We start from the raw sequence: 20938 nt of genomic DNA on the forward strand, positions 1-20938 counted from the left end.
CCGTGCCTGTGCAGGGCGCGAGCGGAGGCGAGCGGGGGCGTGGAAGGGGCGCGGGGCATGCGAGCGCTGCGGCGCGAGGCGCAGGGCGCGTGCGGGGAGGGATGCGGCGGGGCGGGTGTGCGGAGGGAAGCGGCGGGGCAATTGCCGTCCCTAGGCCGACACGGCACTCGACCAGTCGGGGGTTGTTCCCGTCACCCGGCACAGGGCCAGGTACAACGGGATGGGCGGGGTGTACGGTGCCGGTCCCTCGGGGCGGTGGATGAGCCGGGCGGTGCCGGTGACGAGGGCGCCGGGGGCGTACTGGGCGGGCGACGGCCAGGGCAGGGCGTAGTCCGAATCCGCCGGAACGATCCACCACCAGCGGCTTCCGTCGGCGTACACACAGCCCAGCCGGGGGAGCCGCGGTACGACCAGGGGGCCGAGGCGGTCGGGAACGGCCACGGCGTCACAGCCGAGCGGGGCCGTCATGCCGTCCGGCATCGGCAGCCGGCGGGTCGCGTCCGGTGCCGGGCGCCGGCGCTGGAGCCGCACCAGGGTGTCCAGGCCGATCGGCCCGTCCGGACCCACGCGCTCCTGACCGGCGGCCTCGCACTGCGGGGATCCGGCCGCCCGGTGCCGGTCGCAGTCGCTCCCGCCGCGCCGGTCGAAGGCCCCGGGGCCGGTCACGGCCGCTCCCCGGTGCGGTGCTGCTCCGGGCTCACATGGTCGCCGCGGCCCGCGTGCCCGTGCTGCTCCGGCGTCCGGTGCAGGGGCTGGGGCCCGGGGGCGGCGCGCCGGTGCTGTTCGGGGGCTGGGCGCCGGTGCTGCTCCGGGCCTCCGTGGTGCGCGTGTCCGCGCTGCTCAGGCGCGTGCGGGGGGTGGTCCGCACCGGGGGGCCGGTGCTGCTCCGGTGGCCGGCGGCGGGCTTCCGCCGGGTCGTCCTGGCCGGAGTCGTCCGGGCGGCCCGGCTTGGGGCGGGCGCCCCAGCCCAGGTCGTTGCGCGGCTCGGCGGTTTCGGGGGCCGCGTCGGTCCGGCGGGCCAGCTCGGCCCAGACCAGCAGTCCGGGGCCGTGCTCCTGAGCGCCCCAGGCCCGGCACAGTGCGTCGACCAGGAACAGTCCCCTCCCGTGCTCCTCATCGGGCCGTTGCGCGGCGGTGTGAGGTTCGCCGGGGGCACAGCCCTCGTCGCGCACGGCAATGCGCACGGTGTCGTCGTGGTCGTGCAGCTCGCACACGACACGGCTGCTCGCGGTGTGCACTATCGCGTTCGTGACCAGCTCGGACACGACCAGAGCGGCGTTGTCGCAGGTGTCCGCGCCCACCGACCAGCCGGTCAGCCGGGCGTGCGCCAGGCGTCTGGCCTGCGCGACGGAACCCGGATGCGCGGCCAGCTCGAAGCGGAACCCGCGCCGGGCGGCGCCTGCCGCGGGGGTCGCTCCCGCGCCCGCACCCGAACATGCTCGAGCGGGGGAACTCCCATCGGCACCCAGACCGGAACGGTCTGCGGCGGCGTCTGTTCCTAAGGGCGGGGACGGCATCACGCTTGCCACTATCTCCCCGCCGTGAACACTTGGCAAGTGTCACTCTGAAATTTGCAGAGTGCCATGTGACTCGGTCGAAGGCCGTGGCACACTGCTCGCAACAACACGTCAAGCGGCGCCAATTGGGGTCATCGGGGAACCGGACCGGTCTTCGAATGAACCTTCGAATGGCGCCGCAGGGCTGTCGGGAAACATTCGGCGGAGCTTTCGGTGGAGGTGGCAGCGTGAGCGAACCGCGGTCCGCGCCGACGGTGGGTCAGGTGGTCCTCGGCCGACGCCTGCTGGACCTGCGGGAACGCGCGGGGCTCAAGCGTGAGGAGGCCGCTCGCGTCCTGCGCGTCGCCCCCGCCACCGTCCGCCGCATGGAAATGGCCGAGGTCGCCCTCAAAATCCCCTACCTGCAACTCCTGCTGAAGGCTTACGGCGTCCCCGACGACGAGGCCGAGCTGTTCGTCCAGCTGGCCGAGGACGCCAATCGCCCCGGCTGGTGGCAGCGGTTCCACGACATCCTGCCGGGCTGGTTCTCCATGTACGTCAGCCTGGAGGGTGCCGCCGCCCTCATCCGCTCCTACGAGCCGCACTTCGTCCCCGGCCTGCTCCAGACCGAGGACTACGCGCGCGGGGTGCTGATGTCGGGCGCCATCGGCCAGACCAGCCCGGACGACATCGAGCGCCACGTCGCCCTGCGCATGCAACGCCAGGACCTGCTCACCCGTCCCGACGCCCCCCGCTTCTGGGCGGTGATGGACGAGACCGCCCTGCGCCGCCGGGTCGGCGGCCCGGAGGTGATGCGCGCGCAGGTCGACAAGTTGCTCGAGGCCACGAAGCTGCCCCATGTGACGCTCCAGGTGGCCCCGTTCGCCAACGGGCCCCACCCGGGGACGTACGGGCCCTTCGTGCTGTTCCGCTTTGCCATGTCAGAACTGCCGGACATGGTCTACAGCGAGTACCTGACCGGCGCCGTCTACCTGGACGCGCGCACCGAGGTGGCGACCCACCTCGAGGTCATGGACCGCATGGCGGCGCAGGCCGCTACGGCACAACGCACGAAGGAGATCCTCCGGGATCTCCGCAAGGAGCTGTGAATGGATCGCATGAAGCCGCGCGGACGCGTCTACAACGGCATGCCCGCGCGGGAGCTGGGCAGCGAGGGGTGGCACAAGCCCTGGAGCGGCGGCAACGGCGGGAACTGCCTGGAGGCGATGAAGCTGGCCGACGGCCGGATCGCCGTACGCCAGTCGACCGACCCGGACGGGCCGGCGCTGATCTACACCACGGACGAGATGACCGCGTTCATCGAGGGCGCCAAGGCGGGTGAGGCCGACTTCCTGCTGTCCTGAACCCGCCGGCGGCGCGGACGCGCCGAGCCGACGGGCATTTTGAGTGTGGGTCAACGCTTCAACAACCGCTCGCGACAACCGCTCCGCAGGGAAACGCCAGGGGCCGCCGTCGGCGGCCCCTCACGGCGCTTGCCCGCAGAGCCACCTCCGCCGCCCCTGCCGTCACTCCGGCGGCAGCACCCCGCACAGCGCCTCCAGCGCCGCCTCGTAGGCGTGTTCGGCGGCGGCCGCGTACCCCACCACCAGACCGTCACCCGCCGTCATGGACGACCGCGGGTGCCGGAACGCGGCGAGGCCGTCGAGGGCGATGCCCTGCCAGGCGGCGGCCTTCACCGTGGACCGCTCCGTCCCCGGCGGCAGCCGCAGTACCGCGTGCAGCCCGGCCGCGATCCCCGTCGCCCGGATGTGCGGTGCGTGCGCGGCGAGCGCGGCCACCAGCCGGTCGCGTCGGCGCCGGTACCGCTGCCGCATGCGCCGCACATGCCGGTCGTACGAACCCGAGACCACGAAGTCCGCGAGTGCGAGCTGGTCCGGCACGCTGGCCCAGGCCTCCCGCTCGCCCTTCGCCGCGAGGACGGGTTCGACATACCGCTCCGGCAGGACCATCCAGCCGAGCCGCAGCGCCGGTGACAGACTCTTGCTGACCGAGCCGAGGTGGATCACCCGCTCGGGATCGAGGCCCTGGAGCGCGCCGACGGGACGGCGGTCGTACCGGAACTCCCCGTCGTAGTCGTCCTCCAGCACCACCGCTTCCCGTGCCCGGGCCCAGTCGATCACCGAGGCGCGGCGCCCGGGGTGCAGCGGGCCTCCGGTCGGGAACTGGTGCGCCGGCGTGAGCAGCACCGCCCGCTCCCGCCCCAGCTCCTCCACCCGTGCCCCGTCCTCGTCCAGCGGCAGCGGCCTCGTCGGCACACCGGCCGTAGCGAGCAGTCCCCGGTGGAAGCCCAGCCCGTACGACTCGACGCCCAGCGGACCGCGCAGCACTCCGCCCGCGCCCGCGCCGAACAGCAGCCGCAGCGCGTGAGCGAACCCCGAGCAGAGGACGATGCGGTCCGGCTCGGTACGCACCCCGCGCACGCGTGCCAGGTACTCCGCCAGCGCCTCCCGCAACTCCCGGCGTCCGGCCGGGTCCCCAGGTCCGAACGCCTCGCTCGGCGCCGCCTGCAGCGCCCGCCGGTACGAGGCCGACCAGGCCGCCCGCGGGAACGCCGACGCGTCCGGCGCACCCTGCCGCAGATCGTGCCGCGGCCCACGCGCGCGTGCGGGCGTCCTCACCGGTGTCCTCACGGCGCGCCGCAGAGGTTCCACCCCCATCGCGACCCGCGTCCCCGAGCCCTGCCGGGCGGTCAGCCAGCCCTCCGCGACCAGTTCCGCGTACGCGTCGGCCACCGTGTTGCGGGCCACGCCCAAATCCGCGGCGAGCGACCGGTACGGCGGCAGCCGGGTGCCCGGCACGAGCCGCCCGCTGCGGACGGCCTCCCGCAGCGCGCCGATCAGCGCCGCCCGCCGCCCGCCCGGCGCCGACAGTTCCAGGTGCAGGTCGATCCCGATCCGCTCCGCGGAATTGACCCATGAATCCGTCATGGAAGTGCACCCTACAGAGGGTCTTTCCGGGACCTAGGTTGAAGGCATGACGACGAACACCACCGCAACCGCCCTGATCGACAACGCCGTTGACGCCACCTCCGGGATCACCGAGGCCGAAGCCGCCCGCAGCCGCCTGGACTTCGCGAAGGCCGCCCCCAAGGTGTTCCGCGCCCTCGTCGGCTTCGACGCCGCCGCCCGCTCGGCCCTCGACCCCGCCCTGGTCGAACTGATCCAGATCCGTGCCTCCCACCTCAACCGCTGCGCCTACTGCCTCCACATGCACACCAACGACGCCCGCAAGGCCGGCGAGAGCGAGGACCGGCTCCACATGGTCGCCGTCTGGCGCGAGGCCCGTCACTTCTTCACGCCGAGGGAGCAGGCGGCCCTCGCGCTGACGGAGGCGGTGACGCTGATCGCCGACGCAGGTGTCCCCGAGACCCTCTACGCCGAAGCCGCCGCGCACTTCACGGAGGAGGAGCTCGGCCACGTCCTCGCACTGATCCTCGCGATCAACACGTGGAACCGGGTGGCGCTGGCCACGGGCAAGGTGGCGGGGACGGACGAGCGGCGCCGCTGACGGCAGGCGTCCGCGAAGGGCCTGAGCAGCCCGGACCGCCGGTCATCGGGTCCGGGGCTCCGGCCGCGCGCCGCCTTCACACCCGCACCCGCACACCCCCGCCTTCACACCCTCATCGGCCGGTCGTTCGCGGAGACCGGGGCCGGCAGCCGCGAACTGCCCATGAGATACCGGTCCACGGCCGCGGCGACCGCCCGGCCCTCCGCGATCGCCCAGACGATGAGCGACTGCCCGCGTGCCGCGTCCCCGGCGGCGAACACCCCGGGGACATTGGTCGCGAAGCCGTCGTCCCGGGCGATCGTGCCGCGCGGTTCGAGCGTCAGCCCCAGCTGCTCGACCAGCCCGTCCTCCCGGTCGGGCCCGTGGAACCCGAGCGCGAGCAGCACGAGATCGGCGGGCAGCTCCCGCTCGGTGCCCGGCACCGGCTGCCGCCGCGCGTCGACCTCCATGAGATGCAGCGACCGCACATGGCCGCCGCCGTCCCCGGTGAGGTGGAGCGTGGACGCCGCGAACAGCCGCGCGTCCGCGTCCGCCGACGGCGCCGTCCGCAGATCCCGCGCCTCCTCGTGCGCGGCCGACAAGCGGTAGATCTTCGGGTAGGTCGGCCACGGCTCGGTGTCCTCGTCGCGCTCGGCATCCGGCTGCGCGTAGATGTCCAGCTGGGTCACCGACGCCGCCCCCTCGCGCACCGCCGTCCCCAGGCAGTCCGCCCCGGTGTCGCCACCGCCGACGATCACGACGTGCTTGCCGGCCGCCGACAACGGCGAGGCCGCCAGATCTCCCTCGCACACCCGGTTGGCCAGCGGCAGATACTCCATCGCCTGGTGTACGCCCTGCAACTCCCGCCCCGGTACGGGGAGTTCACGCCACGCCGTCGCACCCGTTGCCAGTACCACCGCGTCGTAGCGCGCCCGCAGATCCGCCGCCGGAACGTCCCGCCCGACTCCCGTGGACGGACGGAACCTGGTCCCCTCCGCGCGCATCTGCTCGATGCGGCGTTCCAGATGCCGCTTCTCCATCTTGAACTCGGGGATGCCGTACCGCATCAGCCCGCCGATACGGTCGTCCTTCTCGAACACGGCGACCGTGTGCCCCGCCCGGGTCAGCTGCTGTGCCGCGGCCAGTCCCGTGGGCCCGGAGCCGACGACGGCGACCGTCTTGCCCGACAGCCGGTCGGGAGGCCGTGCGGGAGTGAAGCCCTCCTCCCAGGCCCGGTCGGCGATCGCGCACTCCACGTTCTTGATGGTGACGGCCGGCTGGTTGATCGCCAGCACACACCCCGCCTCGCAGGGCGCGGGGCACAACCGGCCGGTGAACTCGGGGAAGTTGTTGGTGGCGTGCAGTCTGTCGCTCGCGGCCCGCCAGTCCTCCCGCGAAACCAGGTCGTTCCATTCTGGGATGAGATTGCCCAGGGGACAGGCCTGGTGGCAGAACGGGATGCCGCAGTCCATGCAGCGGTCGGCCTGCCTGCTGATGATGGGCAGCAGTGCGCCCGGGACGTACACCTCGTCCCAGTCCCGCACCCGCTCCTCGACGGGCCGCCGCGGCCACTCCTGGCGCGGTGTGGTCATGAACCCCTTGGGATCGGCCATGGTCGTCTTCCTCGCGTACGGGCACCTCAGGCACCGGGTGTACGACGGGCCGTGCGCCTTCGGGCGGCACTCTTCCGGCCACGATACGTCCGCACCGGCAGCCGCGCAGAGCGGTGGACAGCGCTTTCTCCGGAGTCTCGGACGGCACGGGTCCGCCCCTGCGCCCTCAGCCCACGTCCTCCCCGGGCTCCCGCCATGCCCGCAGCGCGCCGCGCACGGCGGGGGCGATGCGGCGCCGGGCCTCGTGGCGCGGCACCCCGGCCATCAGCAGCTGGTCGTACGGCGTGTCCACGTGCCGTACGGCTGCCACGACCGCCGAGATCACCGCGTCGTCGGACAGCGCCCGCCCGGCCGCGCTGCGCCCGACCCGCCCGCTGCCCCGGACGGACGCGTGGGCGGCGATGGCGGCGGCCCGCTCGGCCGGACACCCGGGGAACAGCCGGAGGATCCCGGCCGCGAACGCCGCCGTGAACCGCTCGTCCTCCGCCGTCCTGCGCCGCGCGTCCCGCGCCCGCCGCCTGCGCCGCGCCTCGGCGTCGGCCAGACACCGCTCCTCGGCCCGGGCCAGCGCCGCCTCCTCGACCAGCACCCCCTGCCGTTCGTAGCGGCTCTTGCGCCGGTTGAACCGGACGACCACCACCGACAGCGTGCTCTCCTCCCGCGACCTGCGGGTCAGCGCCGTGTCACCGCGCGGCAGGAACACCAGGTGCCCGAGGTCGGCGCAGGCCAGGCAGCGCGGTGCTCCGTCCTCCAGCACGAGCAGCGACAGCGGACCGCGCCGGCAGGCGGCACACCGCTTGCCCTTCCGGGACTGGAAGACGACAAGCCGACCGGGGGAAGGGGGAGTCGCTGGAAGCGCCATAGGCGGTACATTCCCCGTCACGCCCCTGCCTCCCACGCCCGTGCCGCCCACGCCCGCGCCCCGCAGGCCGTACGCGGCACGCGGCCCCGCACACGGCACCCGCGCACGCCGCTGCACCGGAGCCCGGCTCCGTCCCCGTTCCTGTTCCCGTCCCCGCCCGCGCCCGACGGCCGCTCGGCCGCATTCGGCATCATGGGCCCTGTGCGACTCGAAGCGATCACCTGGGACAGGCTCGCCGAACGGCTCGCGGACCGGCTGACCGGTCTGGAGCCGGCCGACGGGGGCGCCTGGACGCGTGCCGGCTTCGACGGAGCCCCAGCCGCCCGCCCCGGCGAACTCGCCGAGCGTGTCGCGCAGGCGCTGCGCGTGCGCGGCAGGCCCTCACTCGTGGTCGGCACCGAGGGCTTCCTGCGCCCCGCCTCCCTGCGCCTGGAACACGGGCGACGGGACGCGGAGTCCTACTACAGCGAATGGTTCGACACCGCGGCCCTGTGGCGCGAGGTCTTCGGCCCGCTCGACCCCTCAGGCTCCGGCCGGGTCCTGCCCGACCTGTGGGACCCGGCCACCGACCGCGCCACCCGCAGCCCCTACGTCCCGCTGCCCCCCGGCGGGCTCCTGCTGCTGCACGGCCCCCTCCTGCTGCGTCACTGGTTCCCGTTCGACCTCAGCGTGCACGTCCTCCTCTCACCGGGCGCCCTGCGCCGGCGGACCCCGCAGGCCGACCACTGGACGCTCCCCGCCTTCGAGCGCTACGAGTCCGAGACGGACCCGGCCGCAACGGCGGACGTCCTGGTCCGCGCCGACGACCCGCGCCATCCCGCCTGGGGCGGCTGATCGGGAAGGCCGCCCGGTGAGCCGGGCGCGGCGACCGCCGGAGCCGGGGGAAGGCGCCTCTCACAGCCAGCCGTTGCGCCGGAAACCCCGGTACAGCGCCACGCACGCCCCCGCCATCACGGACATCACCACCGGATAGCCGAACCGCCAGTGCAGCTCCGGCATGTGGTCGAAGTTCATGCCGTACACCCCGCACACCATCGTCGGCACGGCGATCACCGCGGCCCATGCCGTGATCTTGCGCATGTCCTCGTTCTGCGCGACCGTCACCTGCGCGAGATGCGCCTGCAGGATGGAGTTGAGCAGTTCGTCGAACGCGGCGATCTGCTCCTTGGCCCTTGTCAGGTGGTCCAGCACGTCCCGGAAGTACGCCTGTATCTCCGGGGCCACGACCCGGATGGGCCGGGTGGCGAGATCCTCCACCGGCCGGACCAGCGGCATCACCGCCCGCTTGAGCTCCAGCAGTTCACGCTTCATCTGGTAGATGCGGCCCGGGTCGAGCCGTGCGCCGTTCTCCGAGAACACCTCCGTCTCGACCTGGTCCATGTCGCCCTGCACCGCGTCCGTGACGCTCAGGTAGTCGTCGACGACGTGGTCGGCGATCGCGTGCAGCACCGCCGCCGGTCCCTTGGCGAGCTGACCCTGGTCCGCCTCCAGCTCCTCGCGCAGCGGCCCCAGTGAGCCGTGCCGGCCATGGCGCACCGTGATGACGAAGTCGCGGCCGGCGAACACCATGATCTCGCCGGTGTCCACCACCTCACTCGTCGCCGTCAGCTGCTCGTGCTCCACATAACAGACGGTCTTGAAGACCGCGAAGAGCGTGTCCCCGTAGTGCTCCAGTTTCGGCCGCTGGTGAGCCTCGACCGCGTCCTCCACCGCCAGCGGATGCAGGTCGAGCAGCTCGGCGACGCCCGCGAACTCGTCCTCCGTGGGCTCGTGCAGCCCGAGCCAGACGAACCCCTCGCCGCTCTTGCGCACCAGCCGCACGGCATCCACCAGGTCGGCGCATCCCGGCACGCGCACGCCGTCCTGGTACGTCACGCAGTTCACCACCGACGAGCCCAGCGGTGACCTGGCGGGATGGCTCAGGTCCACGCGCGGCCGCCGCCTGGCCAGCCGTGCCACCCTGCGCAGGCCGCCTACCCTGCCCAGCCCCGTGACCTTCCGCAGATTCCCAGCCATGGTCATCTGGATCTCCTCGCGTGGATCTCCTTGCGCGCCTTGCCCGGCAAGTCTGCCAGCCGCGGGCGAGGAGCGGATCAGCCTGTGGGAACAGGGCGTTCCGCTTTGTTCCCGCCTGTGGACGGAGCACCGGGCCGCGGCTCGGCCCGGCGACGGAGCGCCGGCTCCCGTGCACGTGTGCGCGGGCGGTCCGGGTGGCCTCAGCCCGCGCCGGCCGGACGCGGCGGCCTTCCGCCCACCCGGCCCACCGCCTCCGCCCCCGCCCGGCACCCGCGTGCCGCCGCCTCCCGCGCATCGGCGCCAGCGACCAGAGCGGCGAGGAACGCGCCGGTGAAGGCGTCACCGGCGCCCGTGGTGTCCCGCGCGACCGCGGCAGCGGCCGGCACCCGGGCGGCCACGGCGCCGGAACGGGCCACCAGCGCTCCTTCCGCGCCCGCCTTGGCCACGACCAGCGGCACGAGACGGCTGAGCTTGGCGGCCGCGTCCGCCGCGTCGGACAGCCCTGTCAGCAGACAGGCCTCGTCCCGGCTGGGCAGCAGCACGTCCAGTGCCTGAGCGAACGCCAGGAACCGGGTCACGCCCAGCTCCGCCAGGAAGCCGGCCGACGCGGGATCAAGGCTGACCGGCACACCACGCGCGCGTGCCGCGGCGAGCGCCACCTCGGCGAGCGCCCGGCTCGGCTCCGTGAACAGCAGATAACCCGACAGGTGCAGCCGGGCGACCCCGTCCAGCAACGTGTCCGACCAGTCACCTGGTTCCAGCCGCAGGGACGCCCCGCTGTCCGTGAGGAACGTGCGCTCGGCCGACGCGCCCGTGTCGACCAGGCACACCACCGTGCCGGTCGCCGCCTCCGGGTCGACCACCAGCCGGGGCCGCACCCCGGACGCCACCAGCTCCCGCTCGTGCCACGCGGCCGCGTCCGCACCCACCCGCCCCAGCAGCCGTACGTCCGCGCAGCCCGCGTGGGCGGCCCAGCAGGCCACGTTGGCACCCGCGCCGCCCGGCAGGGTCCGGATCACGGCGGCCGTGTCGGTGCCGGCCGCGAGCGGCCCCCGGTGCCGTGCGACCACGTCCGTGACGACGTCGCCGACGACCAGCAGCGCCCCGTCCCGCCGCCCCGCGGTCACCCCCTGGCCCACGCCGCCGCGATCCGTGCGGCCAGCCGCACGTTCCCGCCGACCGCCGCCAGGTTGGCGCTCAGGGAGGCGCCGTCCGTGTGCCGGACCAGATGGTCCAGCAGGAACGGGGTCACCGCCTGCCCGGTGACGCCCTGCTCCGCGCAGGCCCTGAGCGCGTCGGCGAGCACGCGCGCGTGCAGGCCCGGATCCAGCTGCTCCGCCTCCGGCACGGGATTGGCGACGATCAGAGCCGACTCCGGCCCGCCGAGCGCCTCCTGCGCCCGCATGACGTCGGCGACCTGCTCCGGTGTGCTCAGTGTCCAGTCGACCGGGTGTCCCGAGTCGGACAGGTAGAAGCCGGGGAAGCGGTCCGTGCCGTACCCGGCGACGGCCACGCCGAGGGTCTCCAGCCGCTGCAGGGTCGCCGGGACGTCCAGGATCGACTTCACGCCCGCGCACACCACCGTGATCCGTGTGCGCGCCAGCAGCCGCAGATCGGCCGACTCGTCCTGCGTCGCCGTCCACTCACGGTGCACACCGCCCAGCCCGCCCGTGGCGAACACCCGGATGCCCGCGAGCGCGGCCAGCTGCGCCGTCGCCGACACAGTGGTCGCCCCGCCGGCCCCGGCCGCCATGGCGAGCGGCAGATCACGGTGGCCCAGCTTGCGGATGCCCTCCTCGTTCGCGACCCGCTCCAGCTGCTGCTTGTCCAGGCCCACCCGGGGGCGCCCGTCGAGCACGGCGACGGTCGCCGGCACGGCCCCCTCGCTTCGCACCGCCTCCTCCAGCTCCAGCGCCACCCGCAGGTTGCGCGGGCGCGGCAGGCCGTGCGCGATGATCGTGGACTCCAGGGCCACCACCGGCCGCCGCGCCTCGATCGCCTCCCGGACTTCTTCGGACACCACAAGCACCACGCGCGCGCCTCCCGTCGTCGGTCCTTCCTCATCCCTGGCGGGCGCCGGCCGTCGTTAAACGCTTGCGGCCTGTGGGAGACACCACCAGCCTTGGCCGCATGACGAACAACAGCACGCGACTCGACCACGTCGTCCTGTGGGTGGCCGATCCGGTCGCCGCCGCTGGCTTCTACGAGCGGTCAGTAGGTCTGGAACCGCTGAGGGTCGCCGAGTTCGCCGCGGGCGAGGCGCCGTTCCCGTCCGTGCGCGTCAACGAGGAGAGCATCCTGGACCTGGCTCCGCTCAGTTCCGCCGAACGCACACGCATGCTGCCCGGCTCGGCCGACAGCGCGGGCCACCCCGTCAACCACGTCTGCCTGTCCCTGCCGGCCGGAGCGTTCGACGCCCTGCGCGCCCGCCTGCGGGAACACGGCGTCCCCGTGAGCGACATCGGCCACGACTCGTTCGGCGCCCGGGGCGAGGCCAGACGCAACTTCTACTTCCGGGACCCCGACGGCAACGTCCTCGAGGCGCGGCACTACGGCGAGTAGCCGGCGCCGGGACGGTCAGAACAGCGGCTCGGGGAGAACGCCTTCCAGGGCGAGCAGCTTCCGCTTGGTCTCCAGACCGCCCCCGAAGCCGCCGATGCCGCCGTCGCTCTCCACGACCCGGTGGCACGGCACGACCACGGGCAGCGGGTTGGCGCCCATCGCGGCGCCGACGGCCTGGGCCCCGCCGGGCTGCCCGACCTGCCCGGCGAGGTCGCCGTACCCCACCACGGAGCCGTACGGCACGCCGGACGCCAGCTCACGCAGCACCTGCCGGTTGAACCCGGAGATCAGCGACCAGTCCAGCGGCAGGTCGAAGGAGTGCCGCCGGCCCGCGAAGTAGGCCCGCAGCTGGCGTATCGCCTCGGACAGCAGCGGCGCGTCCGGGTCCTCCACGGGTTCACCGCCGAAGCGGGCCGCCAGCCGCTCCAGGGCCCGGTCGCGCACCGCGTCCGTGGCGTGGAAGACGACGTTGACCAGGCCGCCCCGTGTCGCCGCCAGCATCAGCGGGCCGATGTCGCTGCCGACGACGGCCCACACGACCCGCTGCCCGTCCTGCCCATGGCTGTCCATGCGCCCACGGTACGACGCGCCGCTGACAACGCCCGCCGGCTCAGTCCGCGCTCACCGCCGACCGCACCACCTCGGGCCTGTTGGTGATGATCCCGTCGACGCCGTAACCGGCGACCTCGCGCGCGGCGACCGCGTCGTCCACGGTCCAGGTGAACATCCTCAGCGGCCTGCCGTGCGGTCCGTCGAAGGCGTGCACGGCCGCGACGTACCCGGCGGACAGCGAGGTGAACGAGGGGTTGACCAGATCGGTGAACCGGGCGTACCGAGGCAGCTGCGTCACGGTCGGCGTGCCGAGGTAGGCGGTGGTGACCGCGGGCCTCAGCTCATGGACGGTGCGCACGCTGTCGGCGTCGAAGCTCTGCACCACGAGCCGCCCCAGGTGCCCGCGGTCCAGCCAGCCCTCGTTGCCGAGGAGCTTGAGCGTCTCCTGCTCGATGCCGGGGTACAGCTCGGGATTCTTGATCTCCAGAAGCAGCTTCTCGTGGTTGTGCTCGACCCGGCGCATGTACTCCTTCAGCGTCGGCACGCGGGCGCCCGCGTAGGCGGGGGAGAACCAGCTGCCCGCGTCCAGCCGGGCGATCTCGGCGGCCGTGAAGTCCTTCACCTTCCAGGGAGCCCGGCCGGGGAAGACGTCCTCCACGTCGGTGGTGCGCCGCAGGCTGTCGTCGTGGATGACGACCAGCTCGCCGTCCTTGGTGCGCTGGACGTCGTTCTCGACCCAGGAGAAGCCCAGCTGCGCCGCCTTGTCGATCGAGGCGAGCGTGTTCTCCGGGGCGTGGGAGGAGGCGCCCCGGTGGGCGATCACCGTGGGCACGGCCACCTCCCCCGCCAGGGCGCGGGAGGCGGGGCTCACCATGGTCGCCACCGTTCCCAGGACCGCGACGGCGGTGGCGGTCATTACGCGCGTGTGCATGCGGACTCCTCGCGTCGTGCGAATACCCACAGCAACAGAATGACAGCGGAGCGTCAACCGCACCTGCCCGCGCGACGACCACGGAATGGAGGGAGATGTCCAGGTCCGTTCACCGTTGCCGCACATCTGCGACAGGGCCGTGTTTCTTTGCCGGAAAATCGTTCGACCGTCCCGGCGGGGGTCATACTCTCAGCGACAACCCTGACCGCCCGCGCGGTCCTGGGACGGGGGCGCTGTTCAGATATTCCGGGACGCAACAGGGCGAAGGGCAGCCGCGATGCAAGGCACGGTCGACGGATTCAGCTATGGGGCCGTCACCCCGGTGGCCGCCTACCTGATGGCCTGCCTGGGAGGCGCCCTCGGGTTGCGCTGCACCACCCGATCCCTGCTGGTCACGCACGCCCGGAGACCCGCCTGGCTCGCCCTGGGCGCGGCCGCGATCGGCTCCGGCATCTGGACGATGCACTTCGTCGCCATGATGGGCTTCACCATCCAGGGGGCGCCGCTCCACTACGACGCACCGACGACGTACGCGAGCCTCGCCCTCGCCGTCGTCATGGTCGGCATCGGGATCTTCATCGTCGGCTACCGGGGCGCCACCGGCACCGCCCTGTTCACCGGCGGGACGATCACCGGTCTGGGTGTCGCCTCGATGCACTACCTGGGCATGGCGGGCGTGCACTTCCAGGGCGGGTTCACCTACAACACGTTCACCGTCGCCGCCTCGGTCGCCATAGCGGTCGTGGCGGCCACCGCCGCCCTGTGGGCCGCCGGCCGGGTCCGGGGCTTCCTGTGGAGCGTGGGCGCGAGCCTGGTCATGGGGCTCGCGGTCAGCGGCATGCACTACACCGGGATGGCGGCCCTCCGCGTCCACCTCGACGCCGCCCCGCACGGCGCCGGCGGCGGCCCGGGGGCCTCGGTGCTCGTGCCGATGCTGATCGGTCCGCTGGCGTTCCTGCTCCTCGCGGGCGCGGTCGTGGTCCTCGATCCGCTGATGGTCACGGGCGGGCCGGCCCGCACGCCCGTCGAGCACAAGGCCGGCGTCCCCGCCGCCGACGTCCCCTCCCACCCCGAGCGCCGCCCCGCTCTCCGCCCGGGCCGCGGGCCGGTCCGCCGGCTGCGGCACCACCCCTCCCGTACCCCGCAGAACCGCTGATCCGGACCCGTTGTCAGTGGGGGGTCGTACGGTGGATGGCATGCGGCCCGTTTCCCACATCGAACGCACGGTGGCGCCCTTCGAGGTCGTCAGCCCCTACCAGCCCAGCGGCGACCAGCCGACGGCCATCACCGACCTGGCCAAGCGCATCGAGGCCGGCGAGAAGGACGTCGTCCTGCTGGGCGCGACCGGCACCGGCAAGTCCGCCACCACGGCGTGGATGATCGAGAAGCTCCAGCGCCCCACCCTGGTGATGGCGCCGAACAAGACGCTGGCCGCGCAGCTCGCCAACGAGTTCCGCGAGCTGCTGCCGAACAACGCGGTCGAGTACTTCGTCTCGTACTACGACTACTACCAGCCCGAGGCCTACGTCCCGCAGTCGGACACCTACATCGAGAAGGACTCCTCGATCAACGAGGAGGTCGAGCGCCTGCGCCACTCGGCGACCAACTCACTGCTCACCCGCCGTGACGTCGTCGTGGTCGCCTCGGTCTCCTGCATCTACGGCCTCGGCACCCCGCAGGAGTACGTGGACCGGATGGTCCCGCTCCGGGTCGGCGACGAGATGGACCGGGACGAGCTGCTGCGGCGCTTCGTCGACATCCAGTACACCCGCAACGACATGGCCTTCTCCCGCGGCACCTTCCGGGTCCGCGGCGACACCATCGAGATCTTCCCGGTCTACGAGGAGCTGGCCGTCCGCATCGAGATGTTCGGCGACGAGATCGAGGCGCTGTCCACCCTCCATCCGCTCACCGGCGAGATCATCAGCGACGACCAGCAGCTGTACGTCTTCCCCGCCTCCCACTACGTCGCGGGCCCGGAGCGCATGGAGCGGGCCGTCAACGACATCGAGAAGGAGCTGGGGGAGCGGCTGGCCGAGCTGGAGAAGCAGGGCAGGCTGCTGGAGGCCCAGCGGCTGCGGATGCGCACCACGTACGACATCGAGATGCTCCGCCAGATCGGCACCTGCTCCGGCGTGGAGAACTACTCGATGCACTTCGACGGCCGCTCGCCCGGCTCCCCGCCCAACACGCTGCTGGACTACTTCCCGGACGACTTCCTGCTCGTCATCGACGAGTCGCACGTCACCGTCCCGCAGATCGGCGCGATGTACGAGGGCGACGCCTCCCGCAAGCGCACCCTCGTGGACCACGGCTTCCGCCTGCCCTCCGCCCTGGACAACCGCCCCCTGAAGTGGGAGGAGTTCCAGGAACGCATCGGACAGACCGTCTACCTGTCGGCCACCCCCGGCACCTACGAGCTGTCACGCTCCGACGGCGTCGTCGAGCAGATCATCCGCCCGACCGGTCTGGTCGACCCCGAGGTCGTGGTCAAGCCCACCGAGGGCCAGATCGACGACCTGGTGCACGAGATCCGCAAGCGCACCGAGAAGGACGAGCGCGTCCTGGTCACCACGCTGACCAAGAAGATGGCCGAGGACCTCACCGACTACTTCCTGGAACTCGGCATCCAGGTGCGCTACCTGCACAGCGACGTCGACACCCTGCGCCGCGTCGAGCTGCTGCGCGAGCTGCGCTCCGGCGAGTACGACGTCCTGGTCGGCATCAACCTGCTCCGTGAGGGCCTCGACCTGCCCGAGGTGTCCCTGGTGGCGATCCTGGACGCCGACAAGGAGGGCTTCCTGCGCTCCGGTACCTCGCTGATCCAGACCATCGGCCGCGCGGCGCGCAACGTCTCCGGCCAGGTCCACATGTACGCCGACAAGATCACCCCGGCGATGGAGAGGGCCATCGACGAGACCAACCGCCGCCGGGAGAAGCAGATCGCCTACAACAAGGCCAACGGCATCGACCCGCAGCCGCTGCGCAAGAAGATCAACGACATCGTCGCGCAGATCGCCCGCGAAGAGATCGACACCGAACAGCTCCTCGGGTCCGGATACCGCAAGTCCAAGGACGGCAAGGGAGCCAAGGCGCCCGTTCCGTCGCTCGGCGACAAGGCGGCCAAGGGTGCCAAGGGCACCAAGGCCGCCGGATCCGCGAAGGGCGGCGCGGTGCCCACGGACCGCCCGGCAGCCGAACTCGCCGGACAGATCGAGGAGATGACGGAGCGCATGCGCGCCGCCGCCGCCGAGCTGAAGTTCGAGATCGCCGCCCGGCTGCGCGACGAGGTCTCCGAGATGAAGAAGGAGCTGCGCCAGATGCGCGAAGCGGGCCTCGCCTGAGCCTCCCGCCCCGTGCCGGACCCCGGATGTGCGCCAAGTGTTGCAACACCGACACAAAGCGTGGGCCGGGGTTCGGCACTGTCGGTGCCCCTGCGTAGGGTTCGAGGCAACCGCCGCGCAGTACGCGGCGGCAACAGGGGACGTCGAGAGGGGAACCAGCCGTGTCCGTCAACTTGACCAAGGGTCAGGCCATCAGCCTGGAGAAGAAGGACGGGGCCACCCTGACCGCGGTCCGCATGGGGCTCGGCTGGCAGGCGGCCAAGCGGCGCGGCCTGTTCGGTTCCCGCACGCGCGAGATCGACCTGGACGCCTCGGCCGTCCTCTTCGCCGAGAAGACGCCGGTCGACGTCGTGTTCTTCCGCCACCTGGTGAGCGACGACGGTTCCGTGCGCCACACCGGCGACAACCTCGTCGGCGGCATCGGTCAGGGCGGGGACGACGAGGCGATCCTGGTGGACCTCCAGCGCGTTCCCGTCCACATCGACCAGATCGTCTTCACCGTGAACTCCTTCACGGGGCAGACCTTCCAGGAGGTGGAGAACGCGTTCTGCCGACTCGTGGACGAGACCAACGGCCAGGAACTCGCCCGCTACACGCTGGCCGGCGGCGGCGAGTACACCGCCCAGATCATGGCCAAGGTGCACCGGGCGGGCTCGGGCTGGACGATGACCGCCCTGGGTGCCCCGGCCAACGGCCGCACCTTCCAGGACCTGATGCCGGCGATCCTGCCGCACCTGTAGGACCGGACCGCCCGGACCCGGGCGGGCGCGCACGACGAACGACGCAGGGGGGCGACGGCGATGACGGCCGAGCTGGTGCGGGGGCAGAACCACGCGCTGTCCCAGGTCCGGCTGACGGTCCGGATCGCGGCCGGGGTGCCGGTCGTGGCCGGTGCCGCGCTCGGCGACGAGAACGGCACCGTGCCCGGCCCCCAGTGGGTGGCCCACCCCGGCGCCCCCGCACTGCCCGGCGTCGAGGTGTCCCGGCGGGCCGCCGCCGATCACCGCCTGGCCCTCGACCTGGCCGCCCTGCCGGAGACCGCGCACCGCGTCGACGTGTTCCTGGCCCTGCCCTCCGCGGGGCCGCTCGGATTCGGCGCCGTTCCCGCTCCGCACACCACGGTCGAGGGCGCCGACGGCACAGAGCTCGCCTGCTACACCCTCACCGGCCTGGACGCCGAGACCGCGGTCATCGCCCTGGAGCTGTACCGCAGACAGGGCGCCTGGAAGGTCCGCGCGATGGGCCAGGGCTACGCGGGCGGTCTGCCCGCGCTCCTCGCCGACCACGGCCTGCGGGACGCCGGCGATCTCGCGGCCGCCGTCCAGGAGGCGGCGGCCCGGAGCCTGGGCCGCCCGGTCCAGGCTCCGTCCGAGGCCTCCGCCTCCCAGGACGCCGCCGCGCCCGCGTCCTCCGCTCCGGGGGCGCCCGCGTCCTCCGTGCCGGGGGCGGCCGGCCCGACGCTCTCGTACGATCCGCAGCGCCCTTCGCTCCACGACGGCGGAAACCCGTACGACGTCCAGGTTCCCGCGCCCGCACCGCAGCCGCAGGATGCCGCCGGCCCGGTCGACTACACGCACCCGCGTCGCCGTCACAGCACCCCGCCTCCTCCTCCGCCCTCCGCGGCCCCGGCCGACGGGCGGCCCGCTCAGCCCGTCGCGGGGGACGCCGTGGGCTGGTCGATGGAGGAGCGCCTGTACAACCAGGTCTGGGGCATGTTCGAAGACCTGGCCCGGACGACGGCCGCGTACCGCAGTGCCGTCGACTTCGCCGACACCCGCCTGGAAAAGGAACTCGACCAGGCCCTCGCCGACCCACGCGGCCGGCTCGGCGCATCGGCGGACGCCGCCCGCGAGGCGGCGCACGCCCGCCGGACCCAGCTGGTCGACCAGGCGCGCGCGGCCCTGGACCGCGACCTCGCCCAGCTCACCGCCGAATCCGAGGTGGTCGAGCCCGCGCTCCCGCCCGCCTACGCCGGCTGGGACAGCCCCGTCTGGCACGGCTACCGCGTGCCGGAGCAGGCGCCGATGGCCCTGCGGCTGGGCGACCTCCACCTGCCCGAGGATCCGTCACTGCGCATCCCGATGCTGGTCAGACTGCCGCTGGAGCGGGGCCTGTGGATGGACAGCGGTGCGTCGGCGGCGCTCGGCGACTCCTTTCCCGACTCCGCCGAGCCGCGGCATCTGGCGATGGAGGCGGCGGTCGCGGTCGCGGCCCGGCTGCTCGCCGCGCACCCGGTGGGGGAGTTCTCCGTGCACGTCGTGGACCCGGCCGGCGCCGGAGCCAGGGCGCTGGTGCCGCTGACGGGGGCCGGGGTGCTCGCCGCCCCGCCCGCGACCGGGGCGGCGGGAGTGACGGAGGTGCTGGAGAGGCTCACCCGGCGGGTGGACCTGGCGCACATGGCAGTGCGCGGCGGTGCGGCCGCATCGCTGCCGGACGACGTCGACACCGCGCAGCAGTTGCTGATCGTCAACGACTTCCCGCACGGATTCGACGACCGGGCCGTGACCCGGCTGCGTTATCTCGCCGACGAGGGCCCGGCGGTCGGCGTCCACCTGCTGATGGTCGCGGACCGCGAGGACGCGGAGGCCTTCGGCCCCCTGCTCGATCCGCTGTGGCGTTCGCTGATGCGACTCACCCCGGTGTCCGACGACCACCTCGCCGATCCCTGGGTCGGCCATGCCTGGACGTACGAGCCGTCACTCGTGCCGGTCGGCAGTCAGATCCTCCAGCAGGTGCTGGCCGAGGTGGCGAGAGCACGGACCAAGCGCGAGTAAAGTGGCGCCGACCAGGCGCTTTGGTCATTCTTTTACTCACCCCTTTACCTTCCCTTGGTGATTGGGGTACCCTTTTCCGTACGGAGGGGAGTACTCCCTGACTGCGGCGCACCCGTCAGTACGGACCGGTTCCGGTCCCGGGACGCCGGCCCCGTGCGGGTGGAGGAGACCTCCGGCAGCGACGACGCTGATGTGTTTGCCGTACGTGATGCCGGAGGTTTGCAGTGCAAGTGACCATGGGTCTGTGGGCCCTCACCGTCGTGGGCCTCGCCGCCCTGATCGCCGTCGACTTCTTCATCGGCCGCAAGCCGCACGAGGTGTCGGTCAAGGAAGCCGGAATCTGGACCGCCGTCTGGATCGCCCTGGCCGGGCTGTTCGGCCTGGGACTTCTGGTCTTCGGCGGCGGACAGCCGGCCGGCGAGTTCTTCGCGGGCTTCATCACCGAGAAGTCGCTGAGCGTCGACAACCTCTTCGTCTTCGTGCTGATCATGGCGAAGTTCGCGGTACCCACTCAGTACCAGCAGCGTGTGCTGCTCGTCGGCGTCCTCATAGCCCTGGTCCTGCGGGCCGTGTTCATCGCCGCGGGAGCCGCGATCATCGCCGGCTTCTCCTGGGTGTTCTACCTCTTCGGCGCCTTCCTCATCTACACCGCCTGGAAGCTGGTCCAGGAGGCCCGCGCCGGCGGCCAGGACGAGGAGTACGAGGAGAACAAGCTCCTCAAGGCCACAGAGCGCAGGTTCGGCGTGGCCGACCGGTATCACGGCACCAAGCTGTGGATCCAGCAGAACGGCAAGCGGGTCATGACCCCGATGCTGGTCGTGATGCTCGCCATCGGCACCACGGACGTGCTGTTCGCGCTGGACTCGATACCCGCGATCTTCGGCCTGACCCAGGACCCGTACATCGTCTTCACCGCCAACGCCTTCGCCCTCATGGGTCTGCGGCAGCTGTACTTCCTCATCGGCGGTCTGCTGAAGAAGCTGGTCCACCTGTCCTACGGCCTGTCGATCATCCTCGGCTTCATCGGCGTCAAGCTGGTACTGCACGCGCTGCACGAGTCCGGCGTCCATGTGCCGGAGATCAGCATCCCGGTCTCGCTCGGCGTGATCTGCGCCGTCCTGATCGTCACCACGATCACCAGCCTGACGGCCACCAGGAGGCAGACGGCCGCCGAGGCGGCACCCAGCGGCGGCGAGGTCATGTCGAAGGACGACGTCGACGCCTGACCACGCGGGGTATGCGGGTGGGCGATCACCGCGCCGTAAGGACCACCGCGCCGTA

The 20938-nt window shown here is 72.6% G+C and carries 19 protein-coding genes and 1 pseudogene; 10 read left to right on the forward strand and 10 right to left on the reverse strand.

Going from position 1 to position 20938, the window contains the following annotated elements; genetic code table 11:
• Positions 1–150 precede the first annotated feature (150 nt).
• The gene (locus IE177_RS25570; RefSeq protein ID WP_373305177.1) at positions 151–567 is read right to left on the reverse strand and encodes a hypothetical protein; all 417 of its coding nucleotides are present in this window, start codon (positions 565–567) and stop codon (positions 151–153) included.
• A gap of 326 nt (positions 568–893) precedes the next feature.
• A pseudogene (locus tag IE177_RS25575) lies at positions 894–1517 on the reverse strand (ATP-binding protein); the annotation flags it as partial.
• A 227-nt stretch (positions 1518–1744) separates the two neighbouring features.
• Between IE177_RS25575 and IE177_RS25580 the strand changes: the two are divergent.
• Positions 1745–2605: a Sco1979 family transcriptional regulator gene (locus tag IE177_RS25580; protein ID WP_190017773.1), complete on the forward strand. Its 861-nt coding sequence runs from the start codon at positions 1745–1747 to the stop codon at positions 2603–2605.
• Entirely contained in the window at positions 2606–2860 is a 255-nt protein-coding gene (locus tag IE177_RS25585; protein WP_190017774.1) for a DUF397 domain-containing protein, read from the forward strand.
• Positions 2861–3022: 162 nt separating this feature from the next.
• On the opposite strand, the gene pdxR is transcribed toward IE177_RS25585, so the two are convergent.
• Entirely contained in the window at positions 3023–4444 is a 1422-nt protein-coding gene (gene pdxR, locus IE177_RS25590) for a MocR-like pyridoxine biosynthesis transcription factor PdxR (RefSeq protein WP_190017775.1), read from the reverse strand.
• A gap of 46 nt (positions 4445–4490) precedes the next feature.
• On the opposite strand from pdxR, the gene IE177_RS25595 reads away from it, so the two are divergent.
• A complete protein-coding gene (locus tag IE177_RS25595) occupies positions 4491–5024 on the forward strand; it encodes a carboxymuconolactone decarboxylase family protein (RefSeq protein ID WP_190017776.1) in 534 nt (177 codons plus the stop codon).
• Positions 5025–5128: 104 nt separating this feature from the next.
• On the opposite strand, the gene IE177_RS25600 is transcribed toward IE177_RS25595, so the two are convergent.
• Both IE177_RS25600 and IE177_RS25605 read right to left on the reverse strand, forming a co-directional pair.
• Complete coding sequence (locus IE177_RS25600; protein ID WP_190017777.1) at positions 5129–6616, reverse strand: glutamate synthase subunit beta; 1488 nt, start codon at positions 6614–6616, stop codon at positions 5129–5131.
• Between the two features lie 166 nt (positions 6617–6782).
• Positions 6783–7478: a DUF2293 domain-containing protein gene (locus IE177_RS25605; protein ID WP_190017778.1), complete on the reverse strand. Its 696-nt coding sequence runs from the start codon at positions 7476–7478 to the stop codon at positions 6783–6785.
• A gap of 192 nt (positions 7479–7670) precedes the next feature.
• Here IE177_RS25605 and IE177_RS25610 point away from each other — a divergent pair, with 192 nt between their 5' ends.
• Positions 7671–8312, forward strand: a complete 642-nt coding sequence (locus tag IE177_RS25610; RefSeq protein WP_190017779.1) for a nucleoside/nucleotide kinase family protein — start codon at positions 7671–7673, stop codon at positions 8310–8312.
• Between the two features lie 60 nt (positions 8313–8372).
• Here the strand turns inward: IE177_RS25610 and IE177_RS25615 are convergent, their stop codons facing one another.
• From IE177_RS25615 to IE177_RS25625, 3 genes are all read right to left on the reverse strand, one after another.
• A complete protein-coding gene (locus IE177_RS25615) occupies positions 8373–9500 on the reverse strand; it encodes a magnesium and cobalt transport protein CorA (RefSeq protein WP_190017780.1) in 1128 nt (375 codons plus the stop codon).
• A 194-nt stretch (positions 9501–9694) separates the two neighbouring features.
• Entirely contained in the window at positions 9695–10633 is a 939-nt protein-coding gene (locus IE177_RS25620; protein WP_190017781.1) for a carbohydrate kinase family protein, read from the reverse strand.
• Complete coding sequence (locus IE177_RS25625) at positions 10618–11526, reverse strand: pseudouridine-5'-phosphate glycosidase (protein WP_190017782.1); 909 nt, start codon at positions 11524–11526, stop codon at positions 10618–10620. Before IE177_RS25625 ends, IE177_RS25620 begins: the two co-directional genes overlap by 16 nt.
• 98 nt (positions 11527–11624) lie before the next feature.
• Here IE177_RS25625 and IE177_RS25630 point away from each other — a divergent pair, with 98 nt between their 5' ends.
• Positions 11625–12056, forward strand: a complete 432-nt coding sequence (locus tag IE177_RS25630) for a VOC family protein (protein ID WP_190017783.1) — start codon at positions 11625–11627, stop codon at positions 12054–12056.
• Between the two features lie 15 nt (positions 12057–12071).
• On the opposite strand, the gene IE177_RS25635 is transcribed toward IE177_RS25630, so the two are convergent.
• Together IE177_RS25635 and IE177_RS25640 are read right to left on the reverse strand one after the other, a co-directional pair.
• A complete protein-coding gene (locus IE177_RS25635) occupies positions 12072–12626 on the reverse strand; it encodes a methylated-DNA--[protein]-cysteine S-methyltransferase (protein ID WP_190017784.1) in 555 nt (184 codons plus the stop codon).
• A gap of 40 nt (positions 12627–12666) precedes the next feature.
• On the reverse strand, positions 12667–13539 hold the full coding sequence (locus IE177_RS25640; protein WP_190017785.1) for a glycerophosphodiester phosphodiesterase: 873 nt from the start codon (positions 13537–13539) through the stop codon (positions 12667–12669).
• Positions 13540–13816: 277 nt separating this feature from the next.
• Between IE177_RS25640 and IE177_RS25645 the strand changes: the two genes are divergently transcribed.
• The 5 genes from IE177_RS25645 to IE177_RS25665 all read left to right on the forward strand — a co-directional run bounded on the left by IE177_RS25645 (position 13817) and on the right by IE177_RS25665 (position 20883).
• Positions 13817–14695 (forward strand): MHYT domain-containing protein, encoded by an 879-nt coding sequence (locus IE177_RS25645; RefSeq protein ID WP_190017786.1) that lies wholly within the window; start codon positions 13817–13819, stop codon positions 14693–14695.
• Between the two features lie 40 nt (positions 14696–14735).
• The gene (gene uvrB, locus IE177_RS25650) at positions 14736–16883 is read left to right on the forward strand and encodes an excinuclease ABC subunit UvrB (RefSeq protein ID WP_190017787.1); all 2148 of its coding nucleotides are present in this window, start codon (positions 14736–14738) and stop codon (positions 16881–16883) included.
• 161 nt (positions 16884–17044) lie between these two features.
• Complete coding sequence (locus IE177_RS25655) at positions 17045–17623, forward strand: TerD family protein (RefSeq protein ID WP_190017788.1); 579 nt, start codon at positions 17045–17047, stop codon at positions 17621–17623.
• Between the two features lie 60 nt (positions 17624–17683).
• A complete protein-coding gene (locus IE177_RS25660) occupies positions 17684–19657 on the forward strand; it encodes a TerD family protein (RefSeq protein WP_190017789.1) in 1974 nt (657 codons plus the stop codon).
• Between the two features lie 236 nt (positions 19658–19893).
• A complete protein-coding gene (locus IE177_RS25665; protein WP_373305178.1) occupies positions 19894–20883 on the forward strand; it encodes a TerC family protein in 990 nt (329 codons plus the stop codon).
• The last annotated feature ends 55 nt before the right edge of the window (positions 20884–20938 follow it).

It is taken from the genome of Streptomyces lucensis JCM 4490 (genome assembly GCF_014650035.1).
Classification (GTDB): Bacteria; Actinomycetota; Actinomycetes; order Streptomycetales; family Streptomycetaceae; genus Streptomyces; species Streptomyces lucensis.